Here is a 20,202-nt window from a genome sequence, read left to right on the forward strand (position 1 = left end):
AGAATCAGCCTTTCGAACGGGTTCGCTGCGTCAGCACAACACAACCGAGCACGATCAGCGCCGCCGCGATCGAACTCCGGCTCACCGCCTCGCCGAGCAGCAGCGCCGACCACGCCAACGTGAGCAGCGGCTGCATCAGCTGGATCTGACCGACTTTGGCGATACCGCCGCGAGCCAGTCCGCCGTACCAGGCGAAGAACCCGAGGAACATCGACACCACGGTGAGATATCCGAAGGCCGCCCACCCGGATACGCCGGCGTGCGGGGGAGAGGCAAGAGCGCTGGTCACCGTCACCGGAACGGTCACCGGCAGCGAGATGATCAAAGCCCAGCAGATCGTACGCGCACCGCCCAGCTCTCGTGACAACGCGCCGCCCTCGGCGTACCCAAGTCCGCAAAGGATCACCGCGATCAGCAGGAAGAGATCGGCGGACGTGAGCTCGCCGTGCACCGCGCCGCTGGTGACCAGGAACGTCAGCACGACAGCCAGACCGCCGAGGCTTGCCAGCCAGAACAGTGCCGGCGGCCGTTCGCCGGCGCGGAGTACCGCGAAGACCGCCGTCATCGCGGGCAGCACGGTGATCACGACCGCGCCGTGCGCCGAGGTGGACGTGGTGAGCGCGAGCGACGTGAAGAGCGGGAATCCGACGACCACCCCGATCGCCACGACGGCGAGCCGGCACCACTGCTGCGGGGTCGGCGCGGTGGCTGACGTGACCCGCAGGTAGACCCAGGCCAGCATGCCAGCGCCGACCGCTCGGCCGAACGCGACGAACCACGGGTCCAGGTCGGCGACGGCGACCCGGGTGAACGGCAGGGACAGGCTGAAGGCGAGCACGCCCAGCGCCCCGAGGAAGATGCCGCCCGTTACCGCTCTGGAGGCAGTAGCGCTACTCTGTGCTGTCATGGAGCACGGTAACGCGGCAGCCCGGGTTGTCCAAGCCATCCGCCGCGTGGCGGCCGTCTCGCCCGCTGGTGCGCAACTGCCGTCGGTGCGCGAGCTGACGGCACGCCACCAGGCGTCCCCGGTCACCGTGGCGTCAGCGATTCGCCAGCTCGTGGCGGAGGGAGTCGTCGAGACCAGGAACGGCCGGGGCACGTTCGTGGCAGCGAGGAGCGAGCGGACGCGTACCCCTGATCTTTCCTGGCAGACGGTCGCTCTCGGCCCGGCGCGCTCCGGCGAGCACGAGATGCAAGCGTTACTGGCGTTACCGCCTTCCGGGGCGATTTCGCTCAGCAGCGGCTACCTCGACACCGACCTCCAGCCGGCCGCCGCGCTCGGCGCCGCCCTGGCCCGGGCGGCCCGTCAGCCGGCGAGCTGGCAGCGCGGTCCGGTCGAGGGTCGCGAGGACCTGCGCGCCTGGTTCGCCCGCGAGTCCGGCGGTGGCCTGCGCGCCGAGGACATGGTGATCTGCCCGGGCGGCCAGGCCGCGCTCTCCACCGCGCTGCGCGCGCTGACCGCGCCGGGTGACACCGTTCTGGTCGAGTCGCCGACCTATCTGGGTGCGCTCGCCGCGGCCCGCGCCGCCGGCCTGCGGGTGGTTCCGGTACCGGCCGACGACGACGGTGTCCGCCCCGACCAGCTCGCGGCCGCGTTCGCGCGTACCGGATCGCGCCTCTTCTACTGCCAGCCGCTCCATGCCAACCCGACGGGCGCGAGCTTGGCGGCGGCCCGCCGGGCCGCGATTCTTTCTTGCGTACGGGATAACGCCGCATTCCTGATCGAGGATGATTACGCCCGCGACCTGACGATCGACGCCGAACCGCCCGCACCCCTGGCTTCCGAGGATCCCGACGGCCACGTCATCTACCTGCGGTCCCTCACGAAACCCGCGGCTCCGGGCCTGCGGGTCGCCGCGATCGGCGCTCGCGGACCGGCCGGCGCCCGGCTGCGCGCCGCCCGTCTGCTCGACGACTTCTTCGTCTCCGGCCCGCTCCAGCAGGCCACCAGCGAGTTCGTCTCGTCCCCGGCCTGGACCCGGCACCGCAAAACTCTGCGCACCGCGCTGCGCGACCGCCGCGAGGCACTGCTCACGGCCCTGTCCCGCCACCTGCCCGACCTGCTGCCGTCGCGGGTGCCGCGCGGCGGCATGCACCTCTGGTCCCCCCTGCCCACCGGGGCCGACGACACCGCGGTCACGGCGGCGGCAGCCTCCCAGGGCGTGGTCGTCTTCCCCGGCAGGCCGTGGTTCGCCGCGGAGCCGACGGGCGCCTTCCTGCGCCTCACCTACGCGGCGAGCCCGCCCGACCTGATGGACGAGGCGGTCAGAAGGCTGGCCCGAGCCTTCTGACAACGCCGGGCCGGAGAATCGGCGGGGTTCACCGGCGGGCCAGGCGGCGCGCCCCCGAGATGCCGGTCTGGTACGGCAGCTCGTAGTGGGCGAACAACGCCGGCTCGTCGGTAGCCGCCAGCTCCCCGTCGAGGTCGATGCTGGGCGCGTTGCCGACGAGCTTCTTGCCGTACCGCACCCGAACCGCCTTCGGACTCACCGTCGCCCCGTCGAGCGGCACGAACACCAGCCGATGCCGCCCGATGAAACCAACCCGAACCGTGGCGAACGCAGGCTCGTCACTGATGGTGTCCACGTACACAGCCTCAAGGTCACCAATCTTGTCGCCATCCGGATCGACGACGTTCTCACCACGCCAGTCACGCAGGTTCTCAGCAGGGAACATGCCTTCCGTTGTGCCCGTACCCAGCCCCAAGGAAACCGCCCCCACACACTTCCCCACCGCGACGGTGCTCGCCGGGGACCGCTTGGGTGGGGCGCCTATGGGCTCAGATTCTTCGCGATGTAGTCGAATGCGTCCGGGATCAGGGTCGACCAGTAGCTGAAGTTGTGTTTGCCCGGGCCGAATCCGCCCGCTCCCGGTGGCACCGGGAGTGACGCCCACAATTCGCGGACATTCTCGTAGAGATCGTCGTCCTTGCCGCACCACAGGCCGATCGGAACGTCTCGCAACCGTTCCAAGCCGTCGAAAACCGCGTCCCCCGGGGCGACCGCGGGGGAGAACGCCGCCACCGACCGGACGAAACCGGGAAACGTCGACGCCAGCAGCAATGCCCCCGACCCGCCCATCGACCAGCCCCACGCGGCCAGCCGGGTCGTGTCGAAACCGCGTTCCGCGCACCACGCCGGCATCTCCTGGCGGACCATCCACTGCGGGTCGTCGCCGCCGCGTGGCCGCCACGCCAGCCGGTCCCCGGTCGCGCCGGCCAGCACGAACGGGGCCGCGCCCCGCTGTACGGCGTCGGTCAGGAACCGGCCCAGGCCCATCGCCGAGAAGTCCGCCGGCCGTTTCGAACCGCCGTGCAGCACGAAGCAGACCGGCAGGCCGCGCCCGTCGCCATGACCGGCCGGAACCGCCGTCCAGAAGTCGACGGTCCGGCCCCGCGCCGCGGAGAAGCGCTGTTCCAGGCGCTCGTCGCCGGCCGGGGCGGAGGGCATCACCGGGCCGGGGTCGGCGCCGACCCAGGAGCAGCCGCCGGCGGCCGCCAGAACCGAACCGGCCAGAAGGAACGCTCGTCGTCGCACGGCCTGATCAACGGATGGGATGCTTTCCGGATGTCACCGTCCGAGATTCTGACCTTCATCGACGAGCACCGGCACGACCTCGCCGAAAGCCTGGACGGCCTCACCGAGGAGGAGGCCCGCCGCCGGCTGGTGCCGTCGAAGACCACGCTGCTCGGCCTGGTCAAGCACGCCACGTTCGTGGAGAAGGTGTGGTTCGACGAGGCGGTCACCGGCAGGTCCCGTGCCGAGATCGGGATTCCGCGGACGCCGGACGCGTCGTTCACCCTCGACAGCGACGACACGATCGAGAGTGTGCGGGACGCGTACCGAGAGGCTTGCGAGGAATCCCGGCAGGCCGTGCAAGAGAAAAGCCTGGATGATCTGCTGCCCGGCAACCGGAGGGGGCCGTTGCCGCTGAGCTGGGTCCTGCTGCACGTGCTGCGGGAGACCGCGCAGCACTGCGGGCACGCGGACATCCTGCGCGAGCAGATCCTGGCGGCGCGCCAGCAATAGGAAACTAACCGCCGAGCTCGCGCAGACCCTTCTCCCAGCGCTCCCGCCGCTCGTCGGGCGACTGCTCCCACCAGGGATCGCCGCGCTCGCCGAGCGCGACCTTCGCGAGCTGTACCCGGGCCCGCGCCGATTTCGGGTCGTCGCTGTTGCGCAGGGCCGTGCCCACATCGCGGCGGGCGGACATCAGCGCTTTGCGCAGCCGGGCCGCCTCGTCCTCCGGGATCTCCGGATCGGTGGCCCGCCAGCGGCGGCCCTTGACGACGATGTAACGCCCATCCTCGGTCTTCTCCACGGGTGAGCACTTACCCGCTATCGTCGCCCGGATGCGCCGTCATGTCGTGCCGCGACTGCGAGCGACCGCCGACGCGCTCTGGCCCTAGGTGCCGGTCCTCGGCGGGGCGGCGGTCCTCGGCGGGACCACGGTGCTCGCCCTGGCCACCACGATCCTCCCGATCGCCGCCCTGCTCCGGAAACCGCCGACCGTGTCCGGGTGAGCGGCGGGCCACCCCTACGGTGTCCAGCATGGACCGTGAGAGCCTGACCGTGACCGAACGCAGGATCTGGGACGCCTTCACCACCGGGCGCCGCGTTGATCTCACCGGCGAGGAAGACCGGCGGGTACGGGCCGAACTGCTCACGTTCCTGCTGCTCGGCGGGGTTCCGGACCACGACGGCGAGCGCAGCGCCCTGCGGATCACCGGGGCGATGATCACCGGTGATTGGAAGCTCGCCTACGTCGACGTGGCCGCGCCGATCAGCCTGCGGCAGTGCGTCTTCAAACGGCCGATGTACTTCTCCGGCACCCGGTTCCGCCGGATCAGCCTGGACAACTGCGTCTTCCCCGGGTTCATCGCGTCGAACGCTGTCGTCGAGGGCGGGATGCGGCTGCGCGGTGTCCGCAGCACCGGCACGATCCGGCTGATCGGCGCCCGCATCGAAGGCGCGCTGACCCTGAGCGGAGCCGAACTGACCGCCCCGGACTACACCGTCGACGCGACCCGGATCCAGATCGGCTCCGACGTGTACGCCCGGCACGGCTTCCACAGCACCGGCGAGATCCGGATCGACCACGCCGAGATCGGCGGATCGCTGCGCTGGGAAGGAGCGACCCTGTCCAACCCGGGAGGCCGGGTGCTGGACGCCCGCGGGATCCGGGTCGTCTCCGAGGTCCGGTTCCGCAACGGGTTCACCGCGGACGGCCGGGTCGACCTGCGCGGCGCGCAGATCGGCGGCGAGTTCTCGGCCGACGACGCGGTCCTGGACGGCGTACCCGAGTCGCTGACCCTCGGCAGCGTCACCGCCCGGGAGTTCATCCTGTCGGCCCGGCAGCCGCCGGCCGGCGCGGTCGACCTCAGTCATGCCCGGGTGGAGGTGCTGCGTGACGACCCGGCGAGCTGGCCGGCCTCGTTGTCACTGAACGGGCTGACGTACGGCGCCCTGTCCGGCACGGCCACCGTCGCCGACCGGCTGCGCTGGCTGCAGCGGGACTCGCCGGACTTCCCGCCGCAGGTGTACAGCCAGCTAGCGGCGGTCTACCGGGCGACGGGACGGGACGACGACGCGCGTACCGTCGCCCTCGCCGGTGAACAGCACCGGCGCCGGACACTGCGACCGGCCGGCCGGATCTGGGGCCTGCTGCAGGACGGCACCGTCGGGTACGGGTACCGCCCGGTCCGTGCCGTCGCCTGGCTCGGTGTGCTGCTCGCGATCGGCACCCTCGTGTTCGCCCAATGGCGTCCGAGACCCGCCGAAGCACCCAAGGCCCCGGAGTTCCACGCCGCCGCGTACGCCGCCGACCTGCTGTTCCCGGTGATCGATCTCGGACAGCAGTCCACCTATCTACCGCAGGGGTGGACGGCCTGGTTCGCGTACTTCCTGATCGGAGCGGGTCTGCTGCTCGCCACCACCGCGGTCGCCGGCGCCGCCCGGCGTCTCCAACGAGGCTGACCGCGTCACCACGCCCGCCGACAGTCGTTTCCTCGCTGGTAAGCCACACCGAGGAGGAGCACCGGCACCATGCTTCAGCATCGACCCCGCCCGTTCGGCGTACGCGCCCTCCTGCTGGGCGCTCTCGCCGTCCTCGTGACCGGCGTCGGCGCGGCCTTCGCGATGCCCAGCCGGGAGCCGGGGCCGGTCCTGGCCGCGGCCACGCCGATCCTGCACTGCGCCGGTGACGCCGCCGCCAGCGCCCGCGCCGGCCGCGCCCCGGTACTGCTGATCCACGGAACCGGCTCGAACTTCCAGGCCAACTTCTCCTGGAACTGGGCTCGCGCCCTCACCGCCGAGAAGCGGGCGTACTGCGGGATCGACCTGCCACAGGACGCCAGCGGCGACATCCAGCTCGCGGCCGAGCACGTCGTGCGGGCGATCCGTACCCTGCACAAGGCCGCCGGGGCGCCGATCTCGATCGTCGGGCACAGCCAGGGCGGGCTGATCGGCCGGTGGGCGCTCAAGTACTGGCCGGACACCCGCGACATGGTCGACGACTACGTGTCGTTCGGCGCGCCGAACCACGGAACCGCCACGTTCGTCGCCCAGTGCGAGGCGGCGGGGAAGTGCCCGGCCGCACGGTGGCAGCAGCGGACCGGCTCCCGCCTGCTCGCGGCGCTGAACGACGGCCCGCAGACCTGGCCGGGCGTCGACTACACGCAGGTCATGGTGCATTCCGACGAGATCGTCGTCCCGCACACCTCGTCGGTGCTGCCGGCCGCCACGAACGTCACCAACATCGAGGTCAACCGGATCTGCCCGGCCGAGACGGTCGAGCACTTCGGTCTCGCGTACGACAATGCCGCGTACCTCATCGGGCAGGACGCGCTGACGCACCCGGGCCCCGCGCAGCCCGCGCGGATCCGCACCGCCAGGTGCGGTCCGCCTCTGATGCCGGCGGTCGACCCGCTCGATTTCCCCACCCGGGCCGCGGCCGCGCTGGTGCAGAGCGCCAGCGCGATGGTCACCGCCCGGCAGCTGAAGGCGGAGCCGCCGCTGCGCTGTTACGCCGATCGGTCCTGCACACCGGTTCGACGGTAAGCGTCCCGGCCTCGGCGTCCAGGCAGGCGCTCACGCCGAGGCCGACCGCGACCTGCCGGTCACCATGACCGATCTCCAGACCCCGGAGCATGGGTACGCCTAACCGAAGCTCCTCCGGCTCGTGAGGAAGAAACTGTCCGAGAGCGATCCCGGCGACCCCGTCGAGTGCTCCGGACCGCTGGAGCTGGGTCAGCATCCGGTCGATCCGATACGGCGCCTCACCGACCTCTTCGAGCAGGAGGATGGCGTTGGTGAGGTCGAGCTGATGGGGTGTCCCGGCATTGGTGGCGAGCATCGTCAGATTGCCGCCCAGCAGAGTGCCGGTGACTTTCCCGCTCTCTCCCGCGAGCCCGTGGACCACGACGGGCTCACCGGTCATCAGCACCTCCCGCACCCCGTCAGCCGTGACCGATCCGTGCACGGTCGCCAGCCCCGTCTCGCACCAGAACGCCGCATGCAGGGCGGTGATGTCGGAGAACCCGAGGAACAGCTTCGGATCGGCGCGTACCGCGTCGAAGTCGACCCGTTCGGCGATCCGCTGACTGCCGTAACCCCCACGCAGGCACACGACACCCCGCACCTCCGGATCCCGCAGCGCGTCGTTGAGATCCGCGAGCCGCTCGTCATCGGTCCCGGAGAGAAAGCCGCGCTCGCCGAGCGCATACCGCCCGAACCGCACCCGCAACCCCCACCCGCGAAGAATCCGCGCCGCGTCCTCAGCCTGCCCCTCCTGCACGGGCCCAGCAGGCGCCACCAGCGCGACAACGTCACCGTTCCGCAGCCGTTCCGGTCTCATGCTTTCCTTGTTACCTCCGGGGTCTCCGCTTCGTCATCGCCATGAAGGAACCCGACCGGATGAAGGTGGCGGCAATGAGCGAACCCGACGACCTCGCGGCAGCCTTCGAACAGCACCGCCCACGCCTCACCACGGTCGCCCACCGGATCCTCGGCTCGCGCGCCGACGCCGAGGACGCCGTCCAGGAGGCCTGGCTGCGCCTCGCCCGCCAGGACACCGGCACCATCGACAACCTGGGCGGCTGGCTCACCACGGTCACCGGCCGCATCTGCGTCGACATGCTGAGAAGCAAAAAGATCAAACCCGAGATTCCGTACGGTGATCAGCCCCCGGATCTCGTAGTGATCGAGGACGACGAGCTTCTCGCCGACGCCGTCGGGCAGGCGCTGCTGGTCGTGCTGGACACGCTGCGCCCCGCCGAGCGTCTGGCGTTCGTGCTGCACGACATGTTCGCGGTGCCGTTCGACGAGATCGGCCAGATCCTCGGCAGGTCGGCCGACGCCACCAAGATGCTGGCGAGCCGGGCCCGCCGCAAGGTCCAGGGCACCCCGCACCCGGCCGGCGAACGCCGCCGCCAGCGCGCCGTCGTCGACGCGTTCCTCGCGGCGGCCCGCGGCGGCGACTTCGACGGCCTGCTGCGCATCCTCGACCCGGACGTCACCTGGCGTACCTGGACCGCCCGCGGCCTGGTCGTCCGGCACGGCGCGACCGCGGTCGCCGCGCGCGCCCAGCAGGGCGTTCACGCCGCCATCACCGCTCACCCGGCCCGGGTCAACGGCGAGGCCGGGTTTGTGGTCCGCGCCCTGAACGGCAAACTCCTGGCCGTGATGGCGTGCACCGTCTCCGGCGACCGCATCGTCGAGATGCTGTCGGTCTCGGATCCGGCCCACCTGGCGACCGTCACTGTTACCTCCGAGCCGCCCCCACCGTCATCCTGAACATGAACACTGCTCTGTGGATCGTCGCCGGCCTGCTCGCCACGGTTTTCACCATCGCCGGCCTCAACAAACTGATCCTGTCCCAGGAGACCCTCGCCAAGGCGCCGGGCGGAGGCTGGGTCCTGGACTTCAGCCCGCGCTTCCTGAAGATCCTCGGCACTCTGGAAATTCTCGGCGCCGCAGGCCTGATCCTGCCGGCGGTCCTCGGCATAGCGCCGATCCTGGTCCCACTGGCAGCGGTAGGAATCGCCGCGATCATGCTCGGCGCGGCGATCGTCATCTACCGCCGAGGCGAATACGCCCACCTGCTCATCAACATCATCTACCTGAGCCTGGCCACGTTCGTGGCGGTCGGCCGCCTCGGCCCGGAGCCGTTCATCATCTGACGCGCCGAGGCTGAGACGCAGGGGTGATAGTGAGGTACTTATCATGGCCTACGTCCGCTGAACGCCTTATAAGGTGTGTGGATCACAATCGCGTACCCACACTGTTAACAGGGAGATGCTGCTCATGGGCGAGCCGATCAACGTAACCGTCACCGGAGCCGCCGGCCAGATCGGGTACGCGCTGCTGTTCCGCATCGCGTCCGGCCAGCTGCTCGGGGCGGACAAGAAGGTCAAGCTGCGCCTGCTGGAGATCCCGGCCGCGACCAAGGCCGCTGAGGGCGTCGCCCTTGAGCTGCAGGACGGCGCGTTCCCGGCGCTCGCCGGCGTCGACGTCTTCGACAACCCGAAGGCCGCCTTCGACGGCACGAACGTCGCTCTGCTGGTCGGCGCGCGCCCGCGTACCAAAGGCATGGAGCGTGGCGACCTGCTCGAGGCCAACGGTGGCATCTTCAAGCCGCAGGGCGAGGCGATCAACGCCGGTGCCGCCGCGGACATCAAGGTTCTCGTGGTCGGCAACCCGGCCAACACGAACGCTCTGATCGCCCAGCAGCACGCGCCCGACGTCCCGGCGGACCGCTTCACCGCGATGACCCGCCTCGACCACAACCGCGCGCTCGCCCAGCTCGCCGGCAAGCTCGGCGTCTCGGTCGAGGAGCTGAAGAAGGTCACCATCTGGGGCAACCACTCCGCCACCCAGTACCCGGACGTCTCGCACGCCTTGGTCAACGGCAAGAGCGTCGCCGCGGCCATCAACGACCAGGCCTGGCTCGCCGACGAGTTCATCCCGCGGGTCGCCAAGCGCGGCGCCGAGATCATCGAGGTCCGTGGCGCGTCCTCGGCCGCGTCCGCCGCGTCGGCCGCGATCGACCACGTCTACACCTGGGTGAACGGCACCGCCGAGGGCGACTGGACCTCCGCCGGCGTCATCTCCGACGGCTCCTACGGCGTAGCCGAGGGCATCATCTCCTCGTTCCCGGTCACCGCGAAGGACGGCCAGTTCTCGATCGTCCAGGGCCTGGAGATCGACGACTTCTCCCGTACCCGCATCGACGCCTCGGTCGCCGAGCTGGTCGAGGAGCGCGAGGCCGTCCGCAAGCTCGGCCTCATCTGACCGTTCCATCAGAAAAGGGCGGCCTGTCCAGGTCGCCCTTTTCGGCTTCGGCGAGCACTCCGGCCGGATAGCGTCAGGCCGTGAAACGATCGGTCGGTCCGGCCGCGACGGCGGTCAGCGGCACAGGCGTGCTGATCATCGGGCTCTGCCTGATCACCGCGGACCGCCTGAATCAGTCTTCGCTCAGCCGTACCCTAGCGGTTTTGGCAGTTGCTCTTGCCGCCGTCTCCGTCGTGGTCGCGCTGGGCGCGTCGGTGCGGCAATTCTTGGGTACGCTCATCGGCGCGGCCGCCCTCAGCATCCTCGCCGTGGCCTTCGGGACAGCGGCGGCACTGATCGTGGTCCTGCGCCCGGCAGCGGGCGTCCACTCGGACAAGCCAGAGATGACCCTCGCGGTCAACGGCGGCGCCGGCGAAACGAGCGTGTCGGTGCTGCTCGACCTTCCGGGCCTGCGGCCGCACAGCCTCGTCGACGCGACGCTGAAGGGCATCACCTACGACGCCGTGCAGGCCGACCTGGTGCATGTCGTCGCGACGGCCGACGACGACGGGTTCGCCCAGGTCACGCTGGCGGTGACGGACAGCGGCCAGTTCCGCAACCTGATGGTGAAGGCCGAGATGACCGGCCGGACGTGTTCGGTCACGGTTCCCCTGGAGAACCGGATCAGCCCGGACACCGGCCTCACCTGCCGGAGCTACTGAGAGCCGCCGGCTGTCCACTTGCAGCCCGTTGGTGCACTGTAGGCATCATGGACACGCAGGCCGACGCATCCGCCACCGCGCGACTGCTGCACCGTGCGGGCCGGTGGGACCAGGCCCTCGCCGTGCTGACGCCGGACGCATTCGCCGCCCGAGCCGAAATCCTGGTGGATCGCCACTGGTGGCGGCTGGACGAGCCCGAGGCGGCCGCGGAAGCAGTCGAGGCGCTGCTGCCCCGAGATCCTGTCCTGGCCGGACACCTCGACGCGCAACTGCGCTACACCCGGCTGCTCTTCGACCTCAGCCCGCTCCCCGACGACCAGCGTCAGGCCCACCACGGATTCCGTACGGCCACCGCTGACCCACGCCTGGCAGGATGGGCCACGTTCTGGCTGGGCGTGTTCGCCGACATGATCGAGAGCGATCCGGCTTCGGCCGCCGAGGCCTATCGCAAGGCCCTGGAGCATGCCCACAGCCAGGGCGACACCCTGCTGGAGTCCTACGCGGTACGACACCTCGGCGACCACCTGCTGAAGACCGACCGGGACCGGGGTATCGCCCAGCTGCGCCGGTCTTACCACCTGCGGGCAGCCCTCGGCGCCCGTCCGCAGACGGCAGCGGCCGCCCTCACCCTCGCCGGAGAGCTGACCCCCGGCGCGGAAGCGGACCAGCTCCACGAGGCAGCCGAACTCACGGCGCGCGAACTCCAGCTCACCTGGCTGACAGCTGCCCTCCGATCGAGTTGACATGTCTCGTCCGCACATCGGCCTGCCCAGCGGCGGCATCGAGCTGACACCCGGCGATGTCGAAGCCCTCGAAGCCCGCTGGTCCGCAAGCTGGACACCGCAGGCGGTCGCGCAACGCCTGGCCGGAACCACGGTCCCTTGGTACGTGGCCGCGGGCTGGGCCCTGGATCTGTTCCGCGGCGAGCAGACCCGCCACCACCACGACATCGAGATCGCCGTGCCGGCCGCCCGGTTCCCGGAGATCCGCTCTCATTTCCCCGAGTTCACCGTCGACGCTGTCGGGACCGGCCGGATCTGGGAGTCAGCCGGCCCGGAGGCCTTGAGCGCGACATGGCAGACGTGGCTACGCGAACCGGGCACCGGGCGGTACCTGCTCGACGTCTTCCGCGAGCCGCACGACGGCGAGACCTGGATCTGCCGGCGAGACGAAACGATCAGGCGGCCCTACGCCGAGATCATCCGGCACACCCCGGACGGGATTCCGTACCTGATCCCGGAACTGGTCCTCTACTTCAAGGCGAAGCACGTGGGCGAGAAGGACGAGGCCGACTTCAGGGGTGTCCTCCCGTTGCTGAGTGACACGCAGCGCGAGCGTCTGTCCGGCCTGCTGGCCCGAGCCCATCCAGCACACCCCTGGCTGACGTCCCTGCCACCCGCACCCTGAAGCCGACGCTCAGAGTCCCACCTTTTTCACGCCGTACTTGGCCTGTGCCGTGGTGAAGCCTTCATATTCCAGCTGGGCGATCAGACCCGAACGGGAAAACGCGGAGTACTCCAGGTACTGCTTCGCCATCTTGGCGGCCTGGGTGTTCCAGTTGGCGCGCTGCTTGTCCACGCCATAGGTGGCGAGCTTCGTGCTGAAGCCCTCGTACTTGAGTTGGTCGATGAGACCCGAGCGGGAGAAGGGGGAGTACTTCAGGTAGGAGGCCGCCATGCGTCGGGCGTTTTTCTGTGCGACCGACTCCTTGGCAGCGGAGTAGGAGACCGCGGCGACGGAGTGAGCAGCGGTCGGCTGCGCCTGCGCCGGGGATGCAACGCCGCCGACGAGCCCGAGGGCGATGAAAGCGGTCGAGGCGGAGACGAGAATCTTCTTTATGGTGAACCCCTTGAGTCCCTGAGCCGATGTGTACTGGCACGCACCATCGGAGACCCGCGGGCTGACTTGAGGCTTGCCGGCCGACTCGTCGGCTGTGCATCGGCAGCGGGTGGAGCACGAAACGTGTATGTGCCCTCGGGCCGAGCGAGGCCTTGGCCGCCCTGTCTTCCGGAAAAGTTGTCGTACCCCGCTGATAGCTTCGCGACGGATGCTGGAGCAGATGGGGGATGCTGATGGCTGAGGTGGTGTTGCGGCCGGTCGAGGACTCTGACCTGGACGCGTTGTTCGAGCAGATGCGAGATCCCGAGTCGGTCCGGATGGCGGCCTTCACCGCCAAGGACCCCGGTGACCGAGCCGCCTTCGACGCCCACATCGCGAGGATCAGGGCGACACCCGGGGTCACCCACCGCGTCGTCACCGTTGACGGGCAGCCGGCCGGCACCATCGCCAGTTTTGTCATCGAGGGCGACACCGAGGTGACGTACTGGATCGGTCGAGAGTTCTGGGGTCAGGGCGTCGCCAGCCGAGCGCTCGCCCAGCTCCTGGAGCTGGTCCCGGCACGGCCGATCTTCGCCCGAGCCGCCAGCGACAACGCCGGCTCGCTCAAGGTGCTGCACAAGGCCGGCTTCACCGCCATCGGCACCGACACCGGCTTCGCCAACGCGCGCAACGCGGAGATCGAGGAAACCATCCTGCGCCTGGACGGGAGCGATTCCTAGGGCCCGCCGACGGCTCAGGAGCGGAATTGGCCGACCAGGTCGCGCAGCTCGTGGGACATGACCGCCAGCTGCTCCGCGGTCTGCCGCGACTCGACGACGCCGTGAGCCGTGTCCTGGCTGGCCGTGGCGACCCCGGTGATGCCGGCGGCGATCTGGCTGGACCCGGTGGCTGCCTCGGCGATGTTGCGGCCCATCTCCGCCGTGGTCGCGGTCTGCTCCTCGACCGCTGCCGCGATCGTCATGGAGTGCTCGTTCACGTCGCTGATGATGCCGGCGATCCGGTCGATGGCGGCGATCGCCGACCCGGTGTCCTCCTGGATCGCCTGGACGCGATCGCTGATGTCGACGGTGGCCCGGGACGTCGCCTGCGCCAGATCTTTGACTTCGCCGGCGACCACCGCGAAGCCTTTGCCAAGCTCACCGGCCCGGGCTGCTTCGATCGTGGCGTTCAGGGCGAGGAGGTTCGTCTGTTCGGCGATCGAGGTGATCAGGCTGACCACGCCGGTGATCTCTTCGCTGGATCGGCCCAGCCTGGCGATGGTCTCCGAGGCGGCGCGGACGCTGTCCACGCCCGCGGCGGCGACGCCGGCGGCCCGGCCGGCGCCGTCGGCGATCTCGCGGATCGCGGCGTTCATCTCCTCGGTGCCGGCCGCGACGGTCTGCACGCTGGTGGAGACCTCCTCGGCGGAGGACGCGATCATGTCGGACTGGCCGGACGCCGAGTCGGCCGCGTCGGCGATCCGGGCGGAGGTCGCGGTGAGTTCGGTGGCGGCGTCCGAGAGGGTACGACTGTTCTCGGTGATCGTGGCGAACGCGGAACGCAACACGTCGAGGGTGCGGTTCATGGCGCTGCCCATCGCGGCGAGCTCGTCGCGTCCGGCTTCGGGCACCCGTACCGTGAGGTCCTTGCCGGCCACCGTTTCGAGCGCGGTGACGGTGGTGGCCAGCGGCCGGGTGATGCTGCGGGTCACCACGACAGCGACGAGCGCGGCCAGCACCAGGCAGAGCGCCCCCGCCGTGATCATGAAGGTCTCAGCGGTCGCCGCGGCGTCCTCGGCGGTCTGCTGTGCGGCCGCCGAGCTGGCCTCGGTCTTTTCGACGAGGCCGTCGACCGAGGCGATGATGTCGTGCATCAGTTCCAGGGCATCCCCGGAGACCAGCGCGTTCGCGGCGCGCTCGCCGGCCCTGGTTCCCGCGCGGTACCCGGCGATGACCTGCTCGTCGACGTCCATGAACTGCTCGAAGGACGCCTCGGCGGCATCAACCAGCGCCGACTCGTCGGCGGTGAGACCGAGGGATCTGAGCAGGGCGAGGTCGTCACGGAACGCGTCGGTGGAGGCGAGGAACGAGGCGCGCTGCCCGACGCTGTCGTCGGTGGCGTCGGCGATGCCGCGGATCGTGTCGAAGGCGTACCCGGTCTGCCAGCCGTTGAAATCGGCGGTGCGGAACTTCGCCACCAGGGCCGCGCTGTTGGCCGTCTCGGCCGCGGCCAGCTCGCTGGTGGCGTCGCTCGCGCGATGCTGCCCCCACAGCCCGATGCCGATGGCCGCGACCATGCACAGGCAGACACCGGTGAAGGCGACACCGAGGCGCATGCCGATCTTGAGATTGCGGAGCAAGCGCATCGCCACCACCACGATAGTGAAAAGTTCTCATGGTGACGATAGCGCCCGTATTGTCCCGAGCGGGCGCGTGAACTCACATCCGCGCCAGCGCCCCCGCCGGGTCCTCCATCGCATCGGCGACCACGCGCATGAAGCCGGCCGCCGTCGCGCCGTCACACACTCGATGATCAAAAACAAAGGACAACTGCACGATCTTTCGTACGCACAAAGCCCCGTCCACCACCCAAGGACGATCCATCACACGGCCGAGTCCGAGCATCGCCACCTGGGGATGGTTGATGATCGGGGCGCTGCCGTCGACCCGGAACGCGCCGTAGTTGTTCAGCGTGAACGTGCCCGCCGGGGTGGACTCGTTGCGCCGGGCCCGGGCGGTGACGTCGCGGATCGCGGCGTCGAGTTCGGTGGTGGTCATGGCCTGCGCGCCCATCACGGCCGGCACGACCAGGCCACGGTCGGACTGCACGGCGATACCCAGGTTGATCCCGTCCAGCTCGACGATCTCCTGGCGTTCGACGTCCAGGCGGGAGTTGAGCACGGGGTAAACCCGCAGCCCGGCAACCACGAACCGCGCCACGTATGCCATCAGCCCCGGCGACCCGGCAACACCGCGGGTGCGTTCCCGCAGCTCCCACAGGGGAGTAGCGTCGACATCCACCCAGACGGTCGCCTCCGGGATCTCCGCGCGGCTGCGCCCGAGAACCGCCGCGGCGGCCTTCCGGAACCCACTGAGCGGAACCCGCCGCTCACCGGCCGAGCCACCGCTGCCGGCCGACCGATCCTGCATCGGATATTTCGGAAATGTCGCCTGCTCAATCGCCGAAACCACCCGAGGCGCCGGGATCACCGGAGCAACCGAAACCACCGACTCCACGTCCCGCCGGGTGATCACTCCGCCCGGACCGGTTCCCTCCAGCGCCGCCAGATCAACGCCACCCTCCCGAGCCAGCCGCCGCACCAGCGGCGACACCACCCGAGCCACCACCACCGGACCGGTCGCTACCGGGCTGGCTGCGACCGCCGGACTGGCCGGCACCGTCTCGCGACCCCGCGGCCGTCGGTGCCGGACCGCGCCGGCTCCAGGCGTAGTCCCGTACCCGATGAGAACGTTGCCGGATCCGGCCCGCTCCTCCTCGCGATAAACCTCAGCCGAGCCGACCGCCGCACCCGCCGCCGCACCCGCCGCGGCACCCACCGCCGTCACCGTGATCAGCGGCGCGCCGACGTCAACCGTCGCGCCCTCGGCGGCGTGCCGGGTCGCGACCCGGCCGGCGTGCGGGGACGGGACCTCGACCATCGCCTTCGCGGTCTCCACCTCGACGACCGGCTGGTCGATCTCGATGACATCGCCTTCGGCGACCAGCCACCGGACGATCTCCGCCTCGGTCAGCCCTTCGCCGAGGTCGGGCAGCAGGAAGGTGTTCACGCGTACTCCCACTGGAGCTCGTCGACGGCGTCGAGGATGCGGTCCACCGAGGGGAGGTGCAGGTGCTCCAGCTTCGGCGGCGGGTACGGGATGTCGAAACCGGTGACCCGCCGGATCGGGGCGTGCAGTGAGTGGAAGCAGCGTTCGGTCACCCGTGCCACGACTTCGGCGGACACGCTGGCGAACCCGGCGGCCTCGGCCACCACGACGGCCCGCCCGGTCGAACGGACCGCTGCGCACACCGTCTCGTCGTCGAACGGCACGATCGAGCGGAGATCGACCACCTGCAGGCTGCGGCCTTCCTGGGCCGCGGCTTCGGCCGCTTCGAGGGCGATCGGCACCGCCGGACCGTAGGCGATCAGGGTCGCGTCGGTTCCCGGCCGGCGCACCACGGCCGTACCGATCGGCGGCACCGGGAGCGTGAGATCCGCTTCGGAGCGGGAGAAGTACAGCTTTTTCGGTTCCAGGAACACGACCGGGTCGGGCGACTCGATCGCCGCCCGCAGCAGTCCGTACGCGTCAGCCGGGTCGGACGGCGCCACCACGTGCAGCCCGGGAGTGTGCGCGTAGTACGCCTCCGATGAGTCGCAGTGGTGCTCCACACCGCCGATGCCACCCGCGTACGGAATCCGGATCACCAGCGGCAGCGTGACCCGGCCGCGGGTCCGGTTGCGCATCTTCGCGGCGTGGCTGATCAGCTGCTCGAACGCCGGGTACGCGAACGCGTCGAACTGCATCTCGACGATCGGCCGCATCCCGTTCATCGCCATCCCGATCGCCATGCCGAGAATGCCGGCCTCGGCGAGGGGAGTGTCGAAGCAGCGCTGCTCGCCGAACTCGGCGGTCAGCCCGTCGGTGATCCGGAAGACCCCGCCGAGCGCCCCGACGTCCTCCCCGAACATCACCACCGACTCGTCGGCACGCATCGCGTCCCGCAGAGCCCGGTTGAGCGCGTTCGCCATGGTCATCTTCTCGGGCACGACCGACGTCATCGGACCTCCTCACGGGACAGCTCGTCGGCGACGAGCGCTTGCTGCTCACGCAGCTGCGACGTGGGTACGGCATAAACGTGCGCGAACAGGTCCCGATAGTCGGCGGCCGTCTCGGCGTTGAGCCCGGCGCGCATCCGTTCGGCGAGCTGCTCGGCGTCAGCGGCGCACGCGGCGACCCGCTCGTCATCGAGCAGGCCCTGCTCGGCCAGATAGTCCGACAGCCGGGTGATCGGATCCCGCGAGAGCCACGGCGTGACCTCGTCCTCAGACCGATAACGCCTCGGATCGTCGGCGTTCGTGTGCGCCTGCACCCGGTACGTATGAGCCTCGATCAGCTGCGGACCCTCCCCGGCACGGGCCCGCGAGACGGCATCGCCCAGCACCGTGAGCAGCGCCGCCACGTCGTTGCCGTCGACACGTTCGCTCGGTACCCCGTACCCGATGCCCTTGTGAGCGAGCGAGGGCGCGGCAGTCTGGCGTGCCAGAGGCACGGAGATCGCGTATTCGTTGTTCTGAATGAAGAACACCACCGGGGTACGGAAGACCGCGGCGAAGTTGAGCGCCTCGTGGAAGTCGCCCTCGCTGGTCGCGCCGTCGCCGCAGAGCGCCATGACGACGGTCGGCTCACCGCGCAGACGGGCCGCGTGCGCCACACCGACGGCGTGCAGCAGATGGGTGGCGAGGGGTGTGGCCTGCGGCGCGACATTCGTGGTCTGCGGGTCGTAACCGCTGTGCCAGTCGCCGCGCAGCAGGGTGAGCGCCTCGACGGGGTCGACGCCGCGGGCCACGATCGCCGCCGAGTCACGGTAGGTGGGGAACAGCCAGTCGCCGTCGCCGAGCACCTGGACGCAGGCGACCTGGCAGGCCTCCTGCCCGTGCGACGAGGGGTACACCGCGAGCCGGCCCTGCCTGACCAGCGCGTTCGCCTGGTCGTTGAAGCGGCGGGCGGCGATCAGGGCGGCGTACGCGGAAACCAGTGCCTGGGGGTCGGGCATGTCGTGGCCGACGTGCGGAACGGGGTGGCCGTCCGAGTCGATGAGCGTCACCGGCTCCGTGGACGGCAGCAGGTGGGCTGCGTCACGTGTCATGGACGGATTCTTATTTGCTTGCCATTTGAACACCAGAGCTGGCTTCAACGCGAGATATTGTTTCGTCGGCGAGGGCGATGCGGAGCCGAACGTCCAGCGCCACCCAGCGAAAAACCCAGCAGGTGAGACAGGTGGCAACGTGCTCGACGAGACCGACCGGCGCATCATCACCGAGCTCGCCCGGGATGGCCGCATGTCGATGCGTACCCTCGCCGAGACGCTGCACATCTCCCGGGCGAACGCGTACGCCCGGGTCGCCCGCCTCCAGCAGGACGGCGTGATCCGGGGCTTCCACGCCGACATCGACCCGGTCGCGGCGGGCCTGACCACTGCGGCCTACGTGACCGTCAACCTCCAGCAGGCGAACTGGCGTGAGGTGCTCGGCCGGCTGCGCACCCTGCCGGGCGTCGTCCACATCGGCCTGGTCGGCGGCGACTTCGACGTGATCCTGCTGGTCCGGGTCGCCGACAACACCGAGCTTCGCCACCTGGTCCTCGACGAGATCCAGGGCATGGCGGGCGTCGTCAGCACCCGCACCCTGCTGCTCTTCGAGGAGTCGGCACCGGGTCAGGGCGTGGCGTAAAGGGCTGTCAGCTCCGACCCGATGCGGGCGAGCTCCGTGCGTACCGAAGAAGGCTCGGTGACCTCCACGGCCGCGCCCCACCCGGAGAGCGTGCGCGCGATGTCGCGCGCGGTCGGCGCGCCGACCGTGACCCGCACGCGGCCGTCGGGTCGCACCTCCTCATCGGGATGGCAGTGGCGGCCGAAATGGTCGCGGAGCACCCAGAGGAAGCGTTCCGGGATGAGCACGGTGGCCCACGTGCTCGATCGGCGTTCCTCGATGGTGCCGACGACCCGGGCCCATGCCTCGTCGAGGGTGAAGCCGTCCGGGCGTTCGAAGGTCTGACCGGTTTCGTTCAGTGCGCTCATCCGGTCGAGGCGGAATGTGCGCTGGCCGCGGCCGGTGCCGGCGAGCAGGTACCAGACGCCGTCCTTGTCGATCACGCCCCACGGGTCGGCCTCGCGCTCCTTCTCGTTGTAGGTGAACCGGATCCGCCGGGTCCGGACCACCGCGTCCTGGAGCCGGCGCACGTCGTCCGGCTGGTCGCGGCCGTGTTCGCCCCACCGCGAGGGATCGATCAGTGTGGCCTCGGCGGCGGCCTGCGCTTCGTCGCGGAACGTCTCGGGCAGCGCCCGGAGAAGCTTGCGCAGCGCGGTTTTCGCGTCACCCTGTGCGGCCGACGAGGCGGACGCCGGTCCCGCCAGCAGGAACAACGCCCTCGCCTCCGGCGCGGACAACCCGCTCAGGTCGGTACGCGCACCGCCCACCAGTTGCCAGCCACCGTGCCGTCCGGGCTGCGGATAGACCGGAATCCCGGCGCTCGACAACGCCTCCAGATCACGGCGTGCGGTGGCGACCGAGACCTCCAGCTCGGCCGCGAGCTCGGCGGCGGTGATCCGGCCGCGCGTCTGCATCAGGAGAAGGGTCGCCACGAGACGGTCGGCACGCATGCCCTGGATTCTCG

At 70.2% G+C, this 20,202-nt stretch carries 23 protein-coding genes; 12 read left to right on the forward strand and 11 right to left on the reverse strand.

The features are described 5' to 3' along the window. Positions 1 to 4: 4 nt before the first annotated feature. The gene (locus tag B0I29_RS20365) at positions 5 to 907 is read right to left on the reverse strand and encodes a DMT family transporter (protein WP_111650619.1); all 903 of its coding nucleotides are present in this window, start codon (positions 905 to 907) and stop codon (positions 5 to 7) included. Between B0I29_RS20365 and B0I29_RS20370 the strand changes: the two genes are divergently transcribed. Further along, positions 906 to 2,291: an aminotransferase-like domain-containing protein gene (locus B0I29_RS20370; protein ID WP_111650620.1), complete on the forward strand. Its 1,386-nt coding sequence runs from the start codon at positions 906 to 908 to the stop codon at positions 2,289 to 2,291. The two genes, B0I29_RS20365 and B0I29_RS20370, sit on opposite strands and share 2 nt — an antisense overlap. Before the next feature lie 28 nt (positions 2,292 to 2,319). Here B0I29_RS20370 and B0I29_RS20375 read toward each other — a convergent pair whose 3' ends face one another. Beyond that, complete coding sequence (locus B0I29_RS20375; RefSeq protein WP_111650621.1) at positions 2,320 to 2,676, reverse strand: PRC-barrel domain-containing protein; 357 nt, start codon at positions 2,674 to 2,676, stop codon at positions 2,320 to 2,322. Positions 2,677 to 2,771: 95 nt separating this feature from the next. Next, complete coding sequence (locus B0I29_RS20380; RefSeq protein WP_311733601.1) at positions 2,772 to 3,536, reverse strand: alpha/beta hydrolase-fold protein; 765 nt, start codon at positions 3,534 to 3,536, stop codon at positions 2,772 to 2,774. A 30-nt stretch (positions 3,537 to 3,566) separates the two neighbouring features. Here B0I29_RS20380 and B0I29_RS20385 point away from each other — a divergent pair, with 30 nt between their 5' ends. Then, entirely contained in the window at positions 3,567 to 4,028 is a 462-nt protein-coding gene (locus B0I29_RS20385; protein WP_111650623.1) for a DinB family protein, read from the forward strand. A 4-nt stretch (positions 4,029 to 4,032) separates the two neighbouring features. Here B0I29_RS20385 and B0I29_RS20390 read toward each other — a convergent pair whose 3' ends face one another. Further along, positions 4,033 to 4,320, reverse strand: coding sequence for a hypothetical protein (locus tag B0I29_RS20390; protein WP_245972643.1), 288 nt, complete (start codon positions 4,318 to 4,320; stop codon positions 4,033 to 4,035). 230 nt (positions 4,321 to 4,550) lie between these two features. Between B0I29_RS20390 and B0I29_RS20395 the strand changes: the two genes are divergently transcribed. Together B0I29_RS20395 and B0I29_RS20400 are read left to right on the forward strand one after the other, a co-directional pair. After that, a complete protein-coding gene (locus B0I29_RS20395; protein WP_111650625.1) occupies positions 4,551 to 5,975 on the forward strand; it encodes a hypothetical protein in 1,425 nt (474 codons plus the stop codon). 69 nt (positions 5,976 to 6,044) lie between these two features. Continuing rightward, positions 6,045 to 7,058 (forward strand): esterase/lipase family protein, encoded by a 1,014-nt coding sequence (locus tag B0I29_RS20400; RefSeq protein ID WP_111650626.1) that lies wholly within the window; start codon positions 6,045 to 6,047, stop codon positions 7,056 to 7,058. Here B0I29_RS20400 and B0I29_RS20405 read toward each other — a convergent pair. Further along, positions 6,982 to 7,854 (reverse strand): S66 peptidase family protein, encoded by an 873-nt coding sequence (locus B0I29_RS20405; protein ID WP_111650627.1) that lies wholly within the window; start codon positions 7,852 to 7,854, stop codon positions 6,982 to 6,984. The two genes, B0I29_RS20400 and B0I29_RS20405, sit on opposite strands and share 77 nt — an antisense overlap. A gap of 74 nt (positions 7,855 to 7,928) precedes the next feature. On the opposite strand from B0I29_RS20405, the gene B0I29_RS20410 reads away from it, so the two are divergent. The 6 genes from B0I29_RS20410 to B0I29_RS20435 all read left to right on the forward strand — a co-directional run bounded on the left by B0I29_RS20410 (position 7,929) and on the right by B0I29_RS20435 (position 12,397). Continuing rightward, entirely contained in the window at positions 7,929 to 8,792 is an 864-nt protein-coding gene (locus B0I29_RS20410) for a sigma-70 family RNA polymerase sigma factor (RefSeq protein WP_111650799.1), read from the forward strand. Between the two features lie 2 nt (positions 8,793 to 8,794). Further along, positions 8,795 to 9,178, forward strand: coding sequence for a DoxX family protein (locus B0I29_RS20415; protein ID WP_111650628.1), 384 nt, complete (start codon positions 8,795 to 8,797; stop codon positions 9,176 to 9,178). Between the two features lie 124 nt (positions 9,179 to 9,302). Then, the gene (locus B0I29_RS20420; protein WP_220091379.1) at positions 9,303 to 10,289 is read left to right on the forward strand and encodes a malate dehydrogenase; all 987 of its coding nucleotides are present in this window, start codon (positions 9,303 to 9,305) and stop codon (positions 10,287 to 10,289) included. An 80-nt stretch (positions 10,290 to 10,369) separates the two neighbouring features. Then, positions 10,370 to 10,990: a hypothetical protein gene (locus tag B0I29_RS20425; protein ID WP_111650630.1), complete on the forward strand. Its 621-nt coding sequence runs from the start codon at positions 10,370 to 10,372 to the stop codon at positions 10,988 to 10,990. A gap of 47 nt (positions 10,991 to 11,037) precedes the next feature. Next, the gene (locus B0I29_RS20430; RefSeq protein ID WP_111650631.1) at positions 11,038 to 11,733 is read left to right on the forward strand and encodes a hypothetical protein; all 696 of its coding nucleotides are present in this window, start codon (positions 11,038 to 11,040) and stop codon (positions 11,731 to 11,733) included. Between the two features lies 1 nt (position 11,734). Then, entirely contained in the window at positions 11,735 to 12,397 is a 663-nt protein-coding gene (locus B0I29_RS20435; protein WP_111650632.1) for a nucleotidyltransferase domain-containing protein, read from the forward strand. A 9-nt stretch (positions 12,398 to 12,406) separates the two neighbouring features. On the opposite strand, the gene B0I29_RS47735 is transcribed toward B0I29_RS20435, so the two are convergent. Beyond that, the gene (locus B0I29_RS47735) at positions 12,407 to 13,051 is read right to left on the reverse strand and encodes an Ltp family lipoprotein (protein WP_311733602.1); all 645 of its coding nucleotides are present in this window, start codon (positions 13,049 to 13,051) and stop codon (positions 12,407 to 12,409) included. Positions 13,052 to 13,062: 11 nt separating this feature from the next. Here B0I29_RS47735 and B0I29_RS20445 point away from each other — a divergent pair, with 11 nt between their 5' ends. Beyond that, the gene (locus B0I29_RS20445; protein WP_111650800.1) at positions 13,063 to 13,548 is read left to right on the forward strand and encodes a GNAT family N-acetyltransferase; all 486 of its coding nucleotides are present in this window, start codon (positions 13,063 to 13,065) and stop codon (positions 13,546 to 13,548) included. Between the two features lie 14 nt (positions 13,549 to 13,562). On the opposite strand, the gene B0I29_RS20450 is transcribed toward B0I29_RS20445, so the two are convergent. The 4 genes from B0I29_RS20450 to pdhA form a co-directional block, all read right to left on the reverse strand. Then, a complete protein-coding gene (locus B0I29_RS20450; protein ID WP_111650801.1) occupies positions 13,563 to 15,173 on the reverse strand; it encodes a methyl-accepting chemotaxis protein in 1,611 nt (536 codons plus the stop codon). 73 nt (positions 15,174 to 15,246) lie between these two features. Beyond that, a complete protein-coding gene (locus tag B0I29_RS20455) occupies positions 15,247 to 16,596 on the reverse strand; it encodes a dihydrolipoamide acetyltransferase family protein (RefSeq protein WP_111650634.1) in 1,350 nt (449 codons plus the stop codon). Beyond that, positions 16,593 to 17,564 (reverse strand): alpha-ketoacid dehydrogenase subunit beta, encoded by a 972-nt coding sequence (locus B0I29_RS20460; protein WP_245972660.1) that lies wholly within the window; start codon positions 17,562 to 17,564, stop codon positions 16,593 to 16,595. Before B0I29_RS20460 ends, B0I29_RS20455 begins: the two co-directional genes overlap by 4 nt. Positions 17,565 to 17,584: 20 nt before the next feature. Further along, positions 17,585 to 18,676, reverse strand: coding sequence for a pyruvate dehydrogenase (acetyl-transferring) E1 component subunit alpha (pdhA, locus tag B0I29_RS20465; RefSeq protein WP_111650636.1), 1,092 nt, complete (start codon positions 18,674 to 18,676; stop codon positions 17,585 to 17,587). A 139-nt stretch (positions 18,677 to 18,815) separates the two neighbouring features. Here pdhA and B0I29_RS20470 point away from each other — a divergent pair, with 139 nt between their 5' ends. After that, the gene (locus B0I29_RS20470; protein ID WP_111650637.1) at positions 18,816 to 19,259 is read left to right on the forward strand and encodes an Lrp/AsnC family transcriptional regulator; all 444 of its coding nucleotides are present in this window, start codon (positions 18,816 to 18,818) and stop codon (positions 19,257 to 19,259) included. Here B0I29_RS20470 and B0I29_RS20475 read toward each other — a convergent pair. Beyond that, complete coding sequence (locus tag B0I29_RS20475; RefSeq protein ID WP_111650638.1) at positions 19,244 to 20,188, reverse strand: helix-turn-helix transcriptional regulator; 945 nt, start codon at positions 20,186 to 20,188, stop codon at positions 19,244 to 19,246. The genes B0I29_RS20470 and B0I29_RS20475 overlap by 16 nt on opposite strands. Positions 20,189 to 20,202 lie beyond the last annotated feature (14 nt).

The organism is Actinoplanes lutulentus (assembly GCF_003259845.1).
GTDB lineage: Bacteria > Actinomycetota > Actinomycetes > Mycobacteriales > Micromonosporaceae > Actinoplanes > Actinoplanes lutulentus.